Raw genomic sequence first — 15,014 nt, 5'->3', positions numbered from 1 at the left:
TCGCGCCGACACCCCGAACCGGCCCCGGACACCCCACCACGCTCACCGTCGGTCACCGAAACGACGAATCGCGCCGGGCCGAAAGGCCACGACGCGATCCCGTGCACGAGACGCCGATCGATCAACCGGCCCGACGCCGCGCCCGACGCGCCGCCAACTCGTCCCCCACCGACTCCGCCTCCGGCTCCACCTCCGGAGCACCCCGCTCCGGACCCCCCGCCGGCTCCGCCGGCAGATGCGACAGCGAACCCTGGATCTCCTTGAACGCGCCACCGATCGCGATGCCGAACACCCCCTGGCCGCCCTGCAACAGGTCGACCACCTCCTCCGGCGACCGGCACTCGTACACCGTCGTCCCGTCGGAGATCAACGTGATGCCCGCCAGATCATCCACCCCACGCGACCGCAACGCCTCGATCGCCTTCCGGATGTTCTGCAACGACACCCCGGCGTCCAACAACCGCTTCACGACCTTCAACACCACCAGGTCGCGGAACGAATACAACCGGGACGTCCCCGAACCCGACGCGTCACGCACACTCGGCACCACCAGAGACGTCCGCGCCCAGTAGTCCAACTGCCGGTAACTGATGCCCACCGCCGAACACGCGGTCACACCCCGGTAGCCCACCTCACCGTCACCGGCCAGCGGTTCCCCACTCGGACCAGGATCCTGCGGCTCGTGCATCGGACCAACCTCCCCGCCCGTGCGGCGCCACGTCGACTTCCCCGTACGCGCACCCCTCGACACGGCCACCCTAACGCCGCCGAGCCGACGACACCGGCAGGAGACACCCGACACGCCGCGCCACCGACAGCACACACGGCGGCAAGCCGCCACCACCGTGACAACCACCGCCGCGCACCCCGACCCACCGGCCGGCCACCGCTCAGCCCGCGAAATCCTCCGGACGCACCTGGTCCAGGAACTCCCGGAACTTCTCCACCTCGTCCTCCTGCTCGTCCGGGATCACGATCCCCGCCTCGCTGAGGACCTGCTCCGCACAACGAATCGGCGCACCCACCCGCAACGCCAACGCGATCGAGTCACTCGGCCGCGCCGACACCCGCACCCCGTCACCCAGCAGCAGATCCGCGTAGAAGACGTTCTCCTTCAACTCGGTGATCTCCACCGCCCGCAACGGCGCCTGCACCGCCGCCAACACATCCCGCAGAAGATCGTGCGTCAACGGCCGAGCCGGCTTCACGCCCTGCTGCTCGTAAGCGATCGCCGTCGCCTCGACCGCGCCGATCCAGATCGGCAGATAGCGGTCCCCCTCGACCTCCCGCAGCAGGACGATCGGCTGGTTGCTGGGCAACTCCACCCGAACTCCGACCACGCTCAGCTCGCGCACCGCCGCCTCCGTGTCGTCGTCACCATCGCACCGCGCCCTTCCCTGCACGGTACACGGACCAGGACACGCAAGTCCCACGCGCTACGTGCACCACGCCTCGACAGACGGGCTTACCCCGGCAAGCCTACGACACGCCCACGCCGGCCGAACGGCGCGCGCCCACCCACGACGAAGGGCCGGACACCCCACGGCGCCCGACCCCTCACCACCACCTCACCGACCCAACGTCGACCGCAGCCCCACCCGCACCAACGCCGCGTGCAGCTGCTGCGACAACGCCATCAACTCCCGCGCCGTCTCCGCCGCCCGCGCCCGCGCCGCCGGATCACTCTGCCGCGCCAACGGCGCCACCAACTGCGCGAACAGACCGACCTCCCGATCCGCCGCCGACCGGTACGCCCGCAGATGCCGCGGCTGGAACCCGTACGCCGCCAACCCCGCCACCGCACTAGCGATGATCAACGCATCCGCGTCGTACCACCCCGGCGGATCCGACACGAGCACACCGAGTCGCTCCAACTCCACCAACGTCGACTCGTCGACGCCGCTGCGCGACAGCAACTCCGACCGGCCCAACCGCACCTCGGACGACTCGACCGGCTCCACCGACTCCCGACCCGGCACCTCACCACCCGGACCGACCGCCACCAGATTCGGCCGCGACCGCCCCGACGGCGCACCCGACGAATCCCACTCCGCCAACTGCTCCCGGATCACCCGCAACGGCAGATACTGATCCCGCTGCGCGGTCAGCACGAACCGCAGCCGCGCCACGTCGTCCCAGCCGTACTTCCGGTAACCCGACGGCGTCCGCTGCGGCTCCACCAGGCCCTCGGCCTCCAGGAACCGCAACTTCGAGATCGTCACGTCCGGAAACTCCGCCCGCAACTGCGCCAACACCTCGCCGATACTCATCAGCCCAGGCGAGCGCGCCGCACCGGACGGCGTCGAAGCCGCAGGCTCGTTCACCCCCGGCCGGCCTCCTCCTCCGGGCGCGGACCGGCGATGAACACCACCCGGAACTTGCCGATCTGCACCTCGTCACCGTTGCTCAACGTCGCCGCCTCGACCCGCTCACGGTTCACGTACGTGCCGTTCAGGCTGCCCACGTCCCGCACCGTGAACGTGCCACCGTCACGGTGGAACTCCGCGTGCCGCCGCGACACCGTCACGTCGTCGAGGAAGATGTCACTGTCCGGGTGCCGTCCACTCGTCGTCACATCGTGGTCCAACAGGAACCGGGCACCCGCGTTCGGGCCCCGGCGAACCACCAGCAACGCCATTCCCGGCGGCAACGAACCGGACATGCGGCTCGGCACCACATCGGTGTCCGGCCCCTCCAGCACTTCGTCGAGCGAACCGAGATTGAGCGTCGAAGTGACGTCGAGCGGGGGGAACTCGTCGTCTGGGCGCGTCATGGGACCACCTCACGGATCTGTTCGGTCGGCGTCGGGGAATGGCGGGTCTGGCCGCCGGGCAAACCCACACCCGGCGGCTGGCTCCCCGTGCCCGGGAAGGCGCATTCCGCAACGCTCAAACTATTGGTTCTCGGTCGACTGGGCGAGCCTAGCCAGCGCCGAAATGCAGGGCAACCGGACGCGCGGAACCAACCCCGCCGCCCGGAACGACACGAACTCAGCTCTCGGTGAGCTCGCGGTACGCACCAGCGGTCAACAGACCCTCGACCGCCGCCGGATCATCCGGAGTGATCTCCACCAACCAACCCGCACCGTACGGGTCCGTGTTGATCACCTCCGGCGTGTCGGCCAACGCCTCGTTGCGCGCCGACACCGTGCCACTCAACGGCGCGTAGATCTCCGACACGCTCTTCGTCGACTCGATCTCCCCCAGCGACTCACCGGCCGCCACCACCGCACCGGCGTCCGGCAGTTGCACGAACACGATGTCACCCAGGGCGTCCTGCGCGAAGTGCGTGATACCGACGCGGACGACACCACCGTCACCACCGACCACCCACTCGTGCTCGGCGGTGTACCGCAGATTCTCAGGAATCACCAACTGCGTCCTTCGTCATCGGCGCACCGGGAGGAACCGGCGCGGCCGCGACCGGTCAGGAGACCGGCCGGGCGTGGTCCAGCTTGATCGGCGCGTGCAGCTGCGAAACCTCCACAACCTCACGATCCTCGGACGTCACGTTACCGCCGTTGTTCCGCACCGTTGAGACCACCCCGCCCGGAATGTTCAAGGCCGTACGCATCGTCGCCGGGTCACCGATCACCAGGATCGTGTACGGGCCACCCAACCGACGCCCGTCCACCACCAGGCCACCACCGGAGGCGTCCACGAAATACGTCGACGCGATGATCCGCACCGCGGTGCCGTCCGCACCCTGGATCTGCATCGCCTCCGCGCCCGCGCCCCGCAACTCCTGCACCGCGTCCAGGATCCGCGTCGACGACATCGCCTTGCCCGACCCCGAGAACCGCACCTCCAGGCCCGGCCCCACCGCCGGCAGCGTCCCCGCCAGGATGCCCAACTCGTCCGCGCGCCGCGTCGCCTCCTGCAACGCCGCCTGCCGACCCTGCGCACCCGAACGCAACTGCCGCTGGCTCTCCTCCAACGCCTCGATGTCCTGACGCAGCCGCCGCTCCCGCGAATCCAGATCCGACGAGATTCGCACCAGGTCCTCCTCCCGCGTCGCCGCGAGCGTCGGATCCGTCGACGTCGTCTTGAGCTGCACCACCAGCGTGAAACCCAACAACGCCAGCAGCACGCCGATCATCGCCCCCGCCGAGGTGAACCGCCGCGCCACCGGCGCCCGCCCACGCTCCGGCCCGGCCGCACCCGGCTCGTCCGCCGGCGCCGGCACGTCCTCCCGCTCCGCGGGGTCCTCCCGCTCCGCGGGCTCGATCGGCTCGGCGGGCTCGATCGGCCCCACGGGCCCCACGGGCTCCACCGGACCCACGGGCGCGACCGGCTCGACCGGGGCCAACGGGCTCAACTCGTCCGGATCCGGCGCGTCCGGACGCGGATCCGGCTCACCCGCCGGACCCGACGGCCGCCCCGGCACCGCCGGCTGCGGCCACCCCGTGCCCGTCTCCCTGTGCTCCTCGCTCATCGCCACCAACCTACGCCCGGAACAGGTGCCGGCGGATCGCCGCCACGTTCCCGAAGATGCGCACCCCGAGCACGACCACCACACCGGTGGACAACTGACCGCCCACACCCAACTGGTCACCCAGATACACGATCAGACCCGCCACCAGCACGTTCGAGATGAACGACACCACGAACTGCTTGTCGTCGAAGATCCGGTCCAGCTTCGCCCGCACCCCGCCGAACACCGCGTCCAACGCGGCCACCACCGCGATCGGCAGATACGGCTGCAACGCCGCCGGCACCGTGGGATCCAGGTACACCCCCAGCACCACACCGGCGAGCAACGCCAGCACCGCGATCATCGGCCACCTCCGGAGGGACTGGGGGAAACACCCGAGCCGGACGGCCCAGGGCTGGACGAACCCACGACTGGCGAACCCGACGGACTCGGACTCACCGAGGGCTCGGCGTAGCGTAGCCGTGGCTCGGGAGCGGCCGGGAGGGTGAGGTCGTCGACCTCCTTCACCCCGAACGACAACCCCTCCGTCCGCGCCACCTCCCGCATCAACGCCGCCGCCCGGCCGTCGTCGAACTTGTCCCGCATCGACCCCGGCCCGATCGCCTGCACCTCGTACGGGCTCGTCACCGGCCGGTAGTCCACCAGGATCGCCTCACCGGCCTGCCGGATCGTCGTCGTCGCCGTCAACCGTTGCCCGTTGATCGACACGGCCTCCGCACCCGCCGCCCACAGATCGTTCGCCACCTTCTGCAGATCCGAGTACAACACCTGCGACTCCGCCCGGTCCTCGCCCGTCACCGCGTCCTTGTCGCGCGGGGCGTCGGCCAACCGCACCACCACACCGTCGCCACGCACCCGACCCAGGCCGGTGCCCGCCTCCAGGTCGCGCAACCGGGACGCCTGCGAGCCACCCAGCGCCGCGTCCCGCTGCCGGCCGACCTCCTCGCGCAACTGCTCCGCCCGGGAGGTCAACCGGTCGGTCTCCGCCTCCCGCTGCTTGATCTCGGCGATCAGCCCGGCCCGCGCCGTCGCCCGGCTCGGCTCCGCGGCCATCGTCTCCTGGTACGCCACCGCGAACAGGAAGCCGATGACCGCCAACACCGCCAGGCTCACCGGCCGCCCCAGCACCTGCCGCACCCGCGACACCGGACCCGTCGCCCGTCGCGCCGCCGCGTCCCCGTAACCCGGATCCAGCGGATTGCGGAACAGCTCGGTCAGGAAGTCCGGCGCGTACACCCGCGCCGACGGGTCGCGCTCACCGTCGCGCGGCGGCGCCGTCATGCCGTCGCTCCCGCACGCCGTGCCCGCATCTCCCGGACCAGCCGGCGGGCCTGCACGACGTACATCGCGCCGGCGACCCAGTAGAGCACCAGGCCCCACCACGCCAGCCCCCACCCGATAGCCCCGGCGGCGGTGGCCGCGCCCGGGGCGGCGTCGGCCAGCAGCAGGAGCGGGAACGCGGCCAGCAACAGGAACGTCGCGGTCTTGCCCACGTAGTGCACCGGCGGCGGGCCGTAGCCGTGGCGGCGCAGCACCCCCAGCGAGCCGAGCAGCAGCAGCTCACGGGCCAGCAGCGCGGCGGTGAACTGCCAGGGCACCACCTCGCGGGCGGTGAACGCGAGCAGCGTCGCCAGGATGTAGAGCCGGTCGGCCAGCGGGTCCAGCAGCTCGCCCAGCCGGCTCACCTGGCGCATCCGACGCGCGATCCAGCCGTCCACCCAGTCGCTGGTGCCGCCCACGGCCAGCACCACGACGGCGATCACGTCGGCCCGGACCACCAGGAAGAGCCAGAGGAAGAGCGGCACACCCAGCAGACGCACGAAGCTGATCAGGTTGGGCAGGGTGAGGACGCGATCGGCCGCGGCCGTCGAACCATTCCCCGGGTGCTCCGCCGGAGCCGGCCCACGCGACACCCCAACCCCCTTCGCAGCACGGTCCGGCAGCCGTACGAGCGGCCGCCGGAGGAACGTGCGCGTTGCCGGCCGGTCAGATGCCGGCGCCCTCCCCGATGCGGCCCATCATCCAATCGATCATGGGCCGGCCAGTTGCGCTGCCACTATATCGGGCTCCCCTGCCGGCTCCGCCCGCTGCGCTGCGTGGCTGCTCAGTGTCGTGACGGTGGCGACCGTCACAATCGCCAGAGCATCCTAGGATACTAGCTGAATGCGGGAGCCGGTGTGGCGGGCCGGGAGATCAGGCGGTGCGCGCGGTCGAGTCGGAGCCGGTCTGCGGCGCCGTCATGGTGGCCGCCTGGCCGAACGCGAGCAGCGCCAGCAGCAGCTCGTGCTGCACCCGGTTGGGCATCCGGTCGAGCACGGCCTGCACCGCCCGGTGCCGCCGCTCCTGCAGCTCCCGCAGCAGCGACTCGGCGGCGTTCGTGGGCAGCAGACGCACCTCGCGGCGGTCGCGCGGGTCGGCCACCCGACGCAACAGGCCCACCGCCTCCAGTCGGTCGCAGAGCCGGCTGGCCGACGACGGCACCACGTCCAGCAGCTCGGCCAGCCGGTTCACGTTGGTGTCGGGATGCGACATGATCAGCGACAGCACCCGCAACTGGGTGGGCGAGACGCTGACGGTGTCCCGCGAGACGGCGGAGTCGAGCACACCGATGAGCGCCTCGGCAGCCGCCTCGACGGCCGCGGCAAGATTCGGAGGTCGCTCCACCCGCTGTCCCCTGCGATCGTCTCGCTCGTGTTCGCTCCGCCGCTCCGGTCACTGCCCGGTGACGTCGTCCGACCGGCTGGAACCGCGCCAGTCCAGGCAGACGACGACCGCGTCGTCGCGGAGATCCGCGTCGGCATGGTACGCGTGCAGTTCGCGCATCACCGTACCAACTGCCTCGGTCGCCGGCTGCAACCGCGTGGACCGCATCGCCCGCGCCATCGCCCGATTCCCGTAGGGCTCCTGCTCGTCCGGCTCCGCCGCGTACACCCCGTCGCTGACCACGAACAGCCGGTCCCCCGGCTCCAGGCCGAACTCCTGCACCGCGTAGCGGGTCTCGGCGAACATGCCCAACGGAAGCTGTTGCTCCAGCGTGACCGGGGTGACCCGGCCGCCGCGCAGCCGCAGCACGTGCGGGGAACCGGCGTCCACCGCCCGCACCACGCCGCGCCGGTCGTCCAGCTCCAGCAGCAGCGTGGCCACGTGCCGTTCCCCGCGGTGCTGGTAGAAGATCGTGTCGGAGGCCAGCTCCGCCTGCTCGACCAGGCTGCCGCCGGAGCGGCGCGCGTTGCGCATGGCGTTCACGGTCACCGCGGTGAGCAACGACGCGGACAGCCCGTTGCCGGCGCCGTTGAGCACCGTGACGGTGAGCCGGTCACCGTCGACCGACCAGTCGAAGTGGTCGCCCCCCACCGTGTAGGCCGGTTCGAGTTGCCCGGCCAGCAGCACGTCGCCGTGCCGGACGCTGCGCCCGGGCAGCAGGTCCCACTGCATCTCCGCGGCCATGCTGAGCCGTTCCCGGCGCCGCGCCCGGCGGTAGCGGTCGGTCTCCCGGTCGGCCGCCCGGATCGCCACCGCCAGGTCGCCGGCGGCGTCCCGCGCGGCGGAAACGGTCTCGCCGTCCGGCGTGTCCGGCAGCTCCACCATCAGCACGCCGAGCCGCTCCCCCCACACCGACAGCGGCAGGTAGGTGCGGCAACGGCCGTCGTCAGCGGTGTCCAACACCGGCTGCTGACTGCTGAAACAGCGCTGGGCCACGCCGTGGGAGCGGAGCGGGCCGCCGTCGGGCCGATCCGGGTCCAGCACCGGCCAGAGGCCGCTGGACCGGTAGTCGGCGACGAACACCTCCGCCCGCACGGCGCCGAACGTCTGGCGGAGCACCGCTTCCGCGGCCTCCGCCAGCTGGTCGGGTGGCGCCGTGCGCAGGGCACGCGACACCGGTCCGGACGCCTCCGGCATGTGCTCATCCTCCGATGACGACTATTGCTACAGGGCAAACATCATACGGAGGGCCACCGACACCGGGCCGGGGGTGGCGGTCAGCCGGCCGGACGCTGCGCCAACGCGCCGTGGAAGGCGTCCGGCACCCGCTCCGGCTCCCCCACCGGCCGCCACCGGGCGACCGGCACGACGCCCTCGACCGTGGGTCGCCACCGGCCGAGCAGCGGCGCGAACCGCTCGGGCGCGCGCATCCGGAACGCCGGACCCATCATGGCCAGCGCCTCCGGGTGCCCGGCCAGTTCCTCGCCGTCGAAGTCGATCGCCAGCCAACTGCCCGGCGCCACCGCCTCGTACAGCTCGTCGAGGGTGCGGGCGAGCGTGTCGTCGTCCAGGAACGCGGCCAGCCCGAGGAAGACCACCCCGACCGGCCGGCGCCCCCAACCCGGCACGAAGCGGTGCAGCAGGGCCGGGTCGAGGGTACCGATGTCGGTGGCGTCACCGTAGCCGTAGCCGACCCGGTCGCTGCCGGCCAGTAGACGCTGGCCGAGTCGGACCGTCTCGGGGTCGACATCGGTGTAGAGGACTGTGGCATCCGGCGCCACCTCGTGCACGTTGCCGCAGGTCGGCACGCCGGCGCCGAACACCAGGAAACTGTCGACACCCTCGGCGGCGATCGCCCGCACCGCCCGGCCCAGGAAGCCCCGCAACGAGCGGAAGATCGCCGCACTCGGCCCGTACGCAGCCTCGAACGCGGATGCCGCCGCGACGTCCACCGGGCGGTGGTGCCGGCCGCCGAGCCAGTGGTCGATCATGCGGGCGGTGCTCGGTGCCTCCGGTGCGGCCATCGACGAGGCTCCCTCCCCTGGACGCTGACCGCCAGCGTACCGAGCGGCCCACTCACGCGGTATCGGCCCGGCGGGGCCGCGCCGGCCGGGATACTGACGCCAGGGCGGCCGGCGACGGGAGGTACGGGGTGAACTCGGCGAACGGCGCGGCCGTGGTGGTGGGCGTGGACGGCTCGGAGCCGGCGGCCCGGGCGGTGCGCCTGGCGGCCCGGGAGGCCGACCGCCGCAACCGCCCGCTGCGGGTGGTACACGCCTTCATCTGGCCCCTGCTGCGCGTGCCGGTGTCCGCGCCCGCGCAGTCGCCGCCCGGGGCCGGCCTGCGCCACCAGGCCGAGCAACTGGTCACCGACGCGGTCGCGACGGCCCGGGCGGAGTGCCCCGGGCTGCGGACCACCGGCGAGATCATCGACGGGGAGGCGGCGGCCGTGCTGCTCGGTGAGTCCCCCGCCGCCGCCCTGGTGGTGCTCGGCGACCGGGGTCTCGGCGGCTTCGCCGCGCTGGTGGTCGGCTCCGTCGCGGTGCAGGTCGCCTCGCACGCCGACTGCCCGGTGCTGATCGCCCGCGGCACGGACCGCGCCGCCGGCCCGGTGGTGGTGGGCGTGGACGGCTCGCCGCTGTCCCGCGACGCGGTCGAGTTCGCCGCCGGCACCGCGTCCGCGCGCGGCGCCCGCCTGCACGCCGTGCACGCCTGGACCCATCCGACCTCGCGAGGGCCCGGCGACATGCAACCCCTGGTGTACGACGAGGGCCAGGTGCGCGACGAGGAGGAACGGGCGCTGACCGAGACGCTGGCCGGCATCGACGAGCGCTGGCCGGACGTGCCGGTGACCCGCGAGGTCGTGCACGCCCGCCCGGTCGCGGCGCTCACGGCGGCCTCGCGCGACGCCCAGCTGGTGGTGGTCGGCCGGCAGGGGCGCGGCGAGCTGACCGGGCTGCTGCTCGGCTCGGTGAGCCAGGCGTTGCTGCACCGCGCCGACTGTCCGGTCGCGGTGGTGCGCGCCCCCGACTGAACGGTTGTCCGCGCCCCGGGCGGGTAGACGGTGCCGTCAGCCGAAGCGACCGGAGGAGGCAGCGATGCCAGGACCACGGCCGGGCAGCAACGCGTACGACAAGCAGCGGGCGCGCCTGCGCGACCGCGTCGAGCAGTCCGGACGGGCCGCCGACCAGGAGGCGAACCAGGTGGCCAACCGGATCCTGCAGGACGACCGGGGCCAGCGGGGCGTCGTGCGGGGCGAACGGACCTACGGGCCCAAGGGTGAGCGCGAACCGGGCGACCCGAAGTGAGGGCGGCGCCCCTGGTCGACGGCGCCATCGCGGGCGCCGTCGGCAGCGCCGTGCTCAACGTGGTCAGCTATCTCGACATGACGGTACGGGCCCGCCCGGCGAGCACCACCCCGGAGACGACCGCCGGGCGTCTCGCCGACGTGGCGCACGTCGACCTGGGGCCGGTGGAGGAGGCCGCGAACCGCCGGGCCGGCCTGGGGCCGGTGCTCGGGTACGTCACCGGGATCGCGGCCGGGGCGGCCTTCGGTCTGCTCGCCGCCCACCGGCGGGTGCCACTGCCGGTGGCCGTGACGCTGCTCGGCGGCGGGGTGATGGCCGTCTCGGACAGCTCGATGACGCTGCTCGGCGTGACCGACCCGCGCACCTGGCGCCGGATCGACTGGCTCTCCGACCTGGTGCCGCATCTGGCGTACGGGCTGACGGCCGCAGCCACCTGGCGGAGGCTGCGGCCGTCGTCGTGACCCGCTCAGCGGTCGCTGGCGTCGTCGGCCACCGGCTCACCGGCCGGGCCGTACGGCGACGTCTGCCCCTTCGGCACCGGCCGCCCCGCGTCGGCGTTCGACGTGCCACCGCCGCGCGAGCGGTCTCCGCCGCCGACGGCGGACTTCCGGCTGTCCTGGCTGGTCGCGCCGAGGTCGTTGCGGCGAAGTTCCTCCTGCTGCGGCTTGACCACAGGTCTCTCCCTCCCGGTGGGTGCGCACGGCCGTCGGCCGGGCACGTGAGCGGGGTACCCGCCGCCGCCCGGCGCATTCCGCCACCGCGTCGGGGTCTGGCCCGGCCCCCGGTGGGTAACCGGGACGAATGGCGGACGATCGGAACGTGGCGCGGGCCCTGCTGGACCGGCAGTCCCGCACGTACGCGGAGGAGGCCGGGATCACGCTCGCGGACCGGCCCGGCCCGCTCTACCAGCTGCTGGTGCTCACCACGCTGCTGAGCACCCGGATCCGGGCGAGCGTGGCGGTGGCCGCGGCGCGGGAGTTGTTCACCGCGGGTTGGCGCACCCCGCAGACGATGGAGGCGGCGAGCTGGCAGCAACGGGTGGACGCGCTGGGTCGGGGTCACTACCGGCGCTACGACGAGCGGACCGCCACCATGCTCGGCACCGGCGCCCGGCTCTGCCTGGACCGGTGGCACGGCGACCTGCGCCGGCTGCACCGGGAGGCCGGCGCGGACCGGACGGTGCTGCGCCGGTTCCTCACCGAGTTCCCCGGCATCGGCCCGACCGGCGCGGACATCTTCCTGCGCGAGGCGCAGGCGGTCTGGCCCGACGTGCGCCCGTACGCCGACCGGCGGACCCTGGCCGGGGCCCGGCGCCTCGGCCTGCCGGCGAACCCGGGCAGCCTGGTCGGGCTGGTCGGGGAGGCGGACTTCGGGCGGCTGGCCTCGGCGCTGGTGCGGGTGGCGCTCGGCGAGGAGTCGGCCGGTGAGGTGAGCCGCACCGCCGCGGCGTCCGGTTGAGCCGGCGCGGCTACTTGGCCGGCCCGGGCCGGGTCAGGTGCCAGGCCAGCAGCGAGGCGAGCAGGGCCAGCAGCACCACGCCGCCGGAGATGCCGCCGCCCTCGCCGTCGGCGGCACGGTGCCCGGTGGCACCGAAGTAGATCACGGCCAGCCCGGCGAGCACGGTGACGAACGTCCGCATTCCTCGGTCCTTCACGCCCCGCACGGTATGGCCGGTGGCCGCTGCGGCGGGGTGGTTCGACCCGGGTGTCCCCCGTTCGGGGTCAGTCGGTCTCCAGGTCGTCGAGGGAGACGGCGTGCGTCATCAGCCAGCGGGCCAGCGCGGCCATCCCGAACAGCCACAGCGGCGCGGACTCGGTGGTGCCGTTCGTGGCGAAGATGGCGAAGCGCAGGTCCGGGGCCCGGTACGCCTCGATGCGCCACCTGTGGTTCTTGTCCCGCCAGATCGCGGAGGGGTCCATGGCGTCACGGTAGGTGACCGGCCGGGCCACCGTCGCCGGTTCGCTCACCGGCTGGGCACGACGCCCTGGCCGAGCATCGCGCCGAGCGCCACCACCACCAGCGACAACCCGATGCCGCCGACGAGCCACCAGCCGAACCCGCTCCAGCCGGAGCGACGCGGCCGGGCGGCGGGCGCGTCCGCGCGCCAGCACTCCCGGTACGCCCAGGCGAGCACGCCGACGCCGAACGGCAGCAGCCCGATCCAGAACCAGAACCAGCGGGTGCCGAGCACCGGCGGTGGCGCGGCGAGCAGCGTGAGCAGCCAGGCGGCGCCGATCACCAGCGCGATCACGGCGGCGGCGTCGGCGAGCGCGTCGGCCCGGGTGTCCCCGAAGTGGGTGGTGGCGTCGAGGGCGCGGGGGTCGGCCAGCGGGTCCGTCCACGGGTCCCGGAACCGACCGTCGTCCGGGTCCGGCGACGCGCCGGTCGCCGCCGGGGACGGGGAGCCGGGGTCCACGCCCTGCTGCGGGTCCGGGTCGGCGCCGTCCTCGTCGTCGGTCCCGTCGGACACCGGCGCGGGCACGTACGCGTAGTGGAACCGGCCGTCGGGGCGGGCCCAGACCACCGTCGAGCCGCGCTCCGCGAACCGGGGCTCCGGCCGTGCACCCCACGGACCCCTGTCGTCCCACCCCTCGGCACGGGTGATCGTCAGCACCCTGTCGGCGGCGAGGTCACGCTGCAGGCCGGACTCGTCGTCGGCGCGCGGCGCGGTCCACCAGGCGAGCGCCGACCAGACCAGCCAGCAGACCAGCAGCGCCGCGGGCAGCGCCCGGCGGCGCAGCCACGCCCGGTCGAGCCGCCGCATGTCGATCATGCCGATACTGTGACATCCGCGCGCAACCGGTCAGCCGGGCGGGCGGACCACCTCGCGGGCGTCGTCGGGCAGCCGCCGGGTGACACCGCGACGGTCCAGCAGCTCCAGCAGCGGCACCGCCACCCGGCGGGTGGTGCCCAGCGCCTGCCGGGCGGCGCTGAGCGTGAACGGCTGCGGCAGTCCGGCGAGGACCCGCGCCGCGTCGTCCGGCGCGCCCGGCAGCAGCACCACGTTCTCCGCCAGCTTCAGCAGCGCGCCGGCCCGCACCGCCGCGCCGATCTCCCTCGGCCCCAGGCCGAGGCCGGCGAGGTGGTGGGTCTCGGGGGCCTGGAACGGCCGGTCGCCGTACTCGGCGCGGACCCGCGCCACCGCCCGGGCCACCGGTTCGGGCAGGGTCCCGGCGGACGCGGCGGTGACCAGGCCGTCGCGCAGCCGCAGCGGCGGACGCAGCAGCGCGGTCACCAGCGCCCGGTCGGGCAGGCCGAGGCGGTGGCGCAGCACGTCGACGGGCACGCCGGCGGCGAGCGGATGCTCGCCGGCGTAGTGGGCGACCTCCTCGGCGAGCCGGCGGCCCAGGTCCCGCCAGTGCTCCGGGTCGGCGAGCCAGTCCCCGGCCACCGGGCTCGCGGTCGGTGGCACGCCCATCCGGGTGAGCTGCCCGGCCCGCACCAGCCGCCGGCGGCGCAGCTCGCCGGCCAGGTCGGGCCGGCCGTCCAACCCGGCCAGCACGCCGGCCCGGGCGGCGGCCGCCCCCCGGCGGCGCAGCGGCGGCGGGTCCACGTCCAGCACTGTCACCCCGCCGGCCACGTGGTGCCGGCCGGGGTCGCGCAGCAGCGCCCGGTCGCCGATCAGCAGCGGCAGCGGGCGCGCCAGGCGCAGCCGGACCGTGTCCGGGCCGAGCGGCCGGACCCGGGCCGGCACCGCCGCGGAACCGACGTGCAGCATGAGGGTGGCGGGCAGGTCGGCGGCCGGGTCCCCGGTCAGGCGCACGTCGAGCAGATCGGTGCGGCCGAACCGGCCGGGGCGCAGCAGCGCGTCACCGCGGCCGATCCGGTCCCGGGACACACCGCGCAGGTTCACCGCCACCCGGGCCACCGCGTCGACCTCGGCCCGGGCGACGCCCAGCGAGTGCAGGCCGCGGACCCGCACCGGCTCACCGGTGGCGGCCAGTTCGAGTTCGTCGCCGACGCGCAGCCGGCCGCCGCCGAGGGTGCCGGTGACCACGGTCCCGCTGCCGCGCACGGTGAACGCCCGGTCCACCCAGAGCCGCACCGGGGCGTCCCGGGCCGGGTCGGGCAGCCGGGCGACCAGGCGGTCCAGGGCGGTGCGCAGCTCGGGCAGGCCGGCGCCGGTGACAGCGGAGACCGCCACCGCCTCCACCTCGCCGAGCGACGTGCCGGCGATCTCCTGCCGGGCGCGGGTCATGGCCGGCGCCGGGTCGGCCAGGTCGGCGCGGGTCACCGCCAGCAGCCCGTACGACACCCCGAGCGCGTCCAGCGCGGCGAGGTGCTCGGCGGACTGGGGCATCCAGCCCTCGTCGGCGCCGACGACGACCAGCGCGGCCGGGACCGGGCCGACGCCGGCCAGCATGTTCGGCACGAACCGTTCGTGCCCGGGCACGTCGACGAACGCCAGGGTGCCGCCGGAGGGCAGCGTGGTCCAGGCGAAGCCCAGGTCGATGGTCATGCCCCGGCGGCGTTCCTCCGCCCACCGGTCCGGTTCCATCCCGGTCAGCGCCCGGACCAGTGTGGACTTGCCGTGGTCGACGTGCCCGGCGGTGGCGACGACCCACACCG

Annotated in this window: 21 protein-coding genes; 4 read left to right on the top strand and 17 right to left on the bottom strand. The window is 74.0% G+C overall.

The window, feature by feature from the left end; translation table 11 throughout:
* Window positions 1-121: 121 nt before the first annotated feature.
* The 12 genes from O7598_RS13830 to O7598_RS13775 all read right to left on the bottom strand — a co-directional run bounded on the left by O7598_RS13830 (window position 122) and on the right by O7598_RS13775 (window position 9,161).
* Window positions 122-688, bottom strand: a complete 567-nt coding sequence (locus tag O7598_RS13830) for a MerR family transcriptional regulator (protein WP_269691746.1) — start codon at window positions 686-688, stop codon at window positions 122-124.
* Window positions 689-890: 202 nt separating this feature from the next.
* The gene (locus O7598_RS13825) at window positions 891-1,355 is read right to left on the bottom strand and encodes a bifunctional nuclease family protein (protein ID WP_091056860.1); all 465 of its coding nucleotides are present in this window, start codon (window positions 1,353-1,355) and stop codon (window positions 891-893) included.
* A gap of 213 nt (window positions 1,356-1,568) precedes the next feature.
* On the bottom strand, window positions 1,569-2,270 hold the full coding sequence (ftsR, locus tag O7598_RS13820; protein WP_269691745.1) for a transcriptional regulator FtsR: 702 nt from the start codon (window positions 2,268-2,270) through the stop codon (window positions 1,569-1,571).
* A gap of 50 nt (window positions 2,271-2,320) precedes the next feature.
* Entirely contained in the window at window positions 2,321-2,773 is a 453-nt protein-coding gene (odhI, locus tag O7598_RS13815) for an oxoglutarate dehydrogenase inhibitor Odhl (protein ID WP_007071101.1), read from the bottom strand.
* Window positions 2,774-2,990: 217 nt separating this feature from the next.
* The gene (gene gcvH / locus O7598_RS13810) at window positions 2,991-3,371 is read right to left on the bottom strand and encodes a glycine cleavage system protein GcvH (protein WP_091056853.1); all 381 of its coding nucleotides are present in this window, start codon (window positions 3,369-3,371) and stop codon (window positions 2,991-2,993) included.
* Between the two features lie 55 nt (window positions 3,372-3,426).
* Window positions 3,427-4,434: a DUF881 domain-containing protein gene (locus O7598_RS13805; RefSeq protein ID WP_269691744.1), complete on the bottom strand. Its 1,008-nt coding sequence runs from the start codon at window positions 4,432-4,434 to the stop codon at window positions 3,427-3,429.
* A 10-nt stretch (window positions 4,435-4,444) separates the two neighbouring features.
* Window positions 4,445-4,777, bottom strand: a complete 333-nt coding sequence (locus O7598_RS13800; protein ID WP_007071104.1) for a small basic family protein — start codon at window positions 4,775-4,777, stop codon at window positions 4,445-4,447.
* The gene (locus tag O7598_RS13795) at window positions 4,774-5,715 is read right to left on the bottom strand and encodes a DUF881 domain-containing protein (protein WP_269691743.1); all 942 of its coding nucleotides are present in this window, start codon (window positions 5,713-5,715) and stop codon (window positions 4,774-4,776) included. The genes O7598_RS13800 and O7598_RS13795 overlap by 4 nt, the downstream gene beginning before the upstream one ends.
* Entirely contained in the window at window positions 5,712-6,347 is a 636-nt protein-coding gene (locus O7598_RS13790) for a CDP-alcohol phosphatidyltransferase family protein (RefSeq protein WP_269691742.1), read from the bottom strand. Before O7598_RS13790 ends, O7598_RS13795 begins: the two co-directional genes overlap by 4 nt.
* Before the next feature lie 280 nt (window positions 6,348-6,627).
* Window positions 6,628-7,098, bottom strand: a complete 471-nt coding sequence (locus O7598_RS13785; protein WP_269691741.1) for a MarR family transcriptional regulator — start codon at window positions 7,096-7,098, stop codon at window positions 6,628-6,630.
* A gap of 48 nt (window positions 7,099-7,146) precedes the next feature.
* Window positions 7,147-8,334 (bottom strand): PP2C family protein-serine/threonine phosphatase, encoded by a 1,188-nt coding sequence (locus O7598_RS13780; RefSeq protein WP_269691740.1) that lies wholly within the window; start codon window positions 8,332-8,334, stop codon window positions 7,147-7,149.
* Between the two features lie 80 nt (window positions 8,335-8,414).
* Window positions 8,415-9,161 carry an SAM-dependent methyltransferase gene (locus O7598_RS13775; protein ID WP_269691739.1) on the bottom strand — a complete coding sequence of 249 codons (747 nt, stop codon included), beginning with the start codon at window positions 9,159-9,161 and terminating at the stop codon, window positions 8,415-8,417.
* Window positions 9,162-9,289: 128 nt separating this feature from the next.
* Between O7598_RS13775 and O7598_RS13770 the strand changes: the two genes are divergently transcribed.
* From O7598_RS13770 to O7598_RS13760, 3 genes are all read left to right on the top strand, one after another.
* Window positions 9,290-10,171 carry a universal stress protein gene (locus O7598_RS13770; protein ID WP_269691738.1) on the top strand — a complete coding sequence of 294 codons (882 nt, stop codon included), beginning with the start codon at window positions 9,290-9,292 and terminating at the stop codon, window positions 10,169-10,171.
* A 64-nt stretch (window positions 10,172-10,235) separates the two neighbouring features.
* Entirely contained in the window at window positions 10,236-10,445 is a 210-nt protein-coding gene (locus tag O7598_RS13765) for a phosphatidylethanolamine-binding protein (RefSeq protein ID WP_091056824.1), read from the top strand.
* Window positions 10,442-10,906: a hypothetical protein gene (locus O7598_RS13760; RefSeq protein ID WP_269691737.1), complete on the top strand. Its 465-nt coding sequence runs from the start codon at window positions 10,442-10,444 to the stop codon at window positions 10,904-10,906. The genes O7598_RS13765 and O7598_RS13760 overlap by 4 nt, the downstream gene beginning before the upstream one ends.
* A gap of 5 nt (window positions 10,907-10,911) precedes the next feature.
* Here the strand turns inward: O7598_RS13760 and O7598_RS13755 are convergent, their stop codons facing one another.
* Entirely contained in the window at window positions 10,912-11,118 is a 207-nt protein-coding gene (locus tag O7598_RS13755; RefSeq protein WP_091056818.1) for a hypothetical protein, read from the bottom strand.
* Between the two features lie 128 nt (window positions 11,119-11,246).
* Here O7598_RS13755 and O7598_RS13750 point away from each other — a divergent pair, with 128 nt between their 5' ends.
* Complete coding sequence (locus O7598_RS13750; RefSeq protein WP_269691736.1) at window positions 11,247-11,903, top strand: hypothetical protein; 657 nt, start codon at window positions 11,247-11,249, stop codon at window positions 11,901-11,903.
* Window positions 11,904-11,913: 10 nt separating this feature from the next.
* On the opposite strand, the gene O7598_RS13745 is transcribed toward O7598_RS13750, so the two are convergent.
* From O7598_RS13745 to selB, 4 genes are all read right to left on the bottom strand, one after another.
* Entirely contained in the window at window positions 11,914-12,099 is a 186-nt protein-coding gene (locus O7598_RS13745) for a hypothetical protein (protein ID WP_269695046.1), read from the bottom strand.
* 67 nt (window positions 12,100-12,166) lie between these two features.
* Window positions 12,167-12,364, bottom strand: coding sequence for a hypothetical protein (locus O7598_RS13740; RefSeq protein ID WP_091056808.1), 198 nt, complete (start codon window positions 12,362-12,364; stop codon window positions 12,167-12,169).
* Between the two features lie 44 nt (window positions 12,365-12,408).
* On the bottom strand, window positions 12,409-13,218 hold the full coding sequence (locus O7598_RS13735; protein WP_269691735.1) for a hypothetical protein: 810 nt from the start codon (window positions 13,216-13,218) through the stop codon (window positions 12,409-12,411).
* A 30-nt stretch (window positions 13,219-13,248) separates the two neighbouring features.
* A complete protein-coding gene (gene selB, locus O7598_RS13730; RefSeq protein WP_269691734.1) occupies window positions 13,249-15,012 on the bottom strand; it encodes a selenocysteine-specific translation elongation factor in 1,764 nt (587 codons plus the stop codon).
* Between the last annotated feature and the right edge of the window lie 2 nt (window positions 15,013-15,014).

Source organism: Micromonospora sp. WMMC241, assembly GCF_027460165.1.
GTDB lineage: Bacteria > Actinomycetota > Actinomycetes > Mycobacteriales > Micromonosporaceae > Micromonospora > Micromonospora humi.
The sequence above is the reverse complement of the archived record's forward strand: the minus strand, read 5'-3'. Positions and strand labels throughout refer to the sequence as shown.

Bases quoted from the DNA above. Each gene is read 5' to 3' on its own strand.
- O7598_RS13740 (WP_091056808.1), bottom strand. From the start codon at position 12,364: ATGGACCCCTCCGCGATCTGGCGGGACAAGAACCACAGGTGGCGCATC.
- ftsR (WP_269691745.1), bottom strand. From the start codon at position 2,270: ATGAGTATCGGCGAGGTGTTGGCGCAGTTGCGGGCGGAGTTTCCGGAC.
- O7598_RS13750 (WP_269691736.1), top strand. From the start codon at position 11,247: ATGGCGGACGATCGGAACGTGGCGCGGGCCCTGCTGGACCGGCAGTCC.
- O7598_RS13765 (WP_091056824.1), top strand. From the start codon at position 10,236: ATGCCAGGACCACGGCCGGGCAGCAACGCGTACGACAAGCAGCGGGCG.
- O7598_RS13780 (WP_269691740.1), bottom strand. From the start codon at position 8,334: ATGCCGGAGGCGTCCGGACCGGTGTCGCGTGCCCTGCGCACGGCGCCA.
- O7598_RS13735 (WP_269691735.1), bottom strand. From the start codon at position 13,218: ATGATCGACATGCGGCGGCTCGACCGGGCGTGGCTGCGCCGCCGGGCG.
- O7598_RS13800 (WP_007071104.1), bottom strand. From the start codon at position 4,777: ATGATCGCGGTGCTGGCGTTGCTCGCCGGTGTGGTGCTGGGGGTGTAC.
- O7598_RS13775 (WP_269691739.1), bottom strand. From the start codon at position 9,161: ATGGCCGCACCGGAGGCACCGAGCACCGCCCGCATGATCGACCACTGG.
- odhI (WP_007071101.1), bottom strand. From the start codon at position 2,773: ATGACGCGCCCAGACGACGAGTTCCCCCCGCTCGACGTCACTTCGACG.
- O7598_RS13830 (WP_269691746.1), bottom strand. From the start codon at position 688: ATGCACGAGCCGCAGGATCCTGGTCCGAGTGGGGAACCGCTGGCCGGT.
- O7598_RS13805 (WP_269691744.1), bottom strand. From the start codon at position 4,434: ATGAGCGAGGAGCACAGGGAGACGGGCACGGGGTGGCCGCAGCCGGCG.
- O7598_RS13795 (WP_269691743.1), bottom strand. From the start codon at position 5,715: ATGACGGCGCCGCCGCGCGACGGTGAGCGCGACCCGTCGGCGCGGGTG.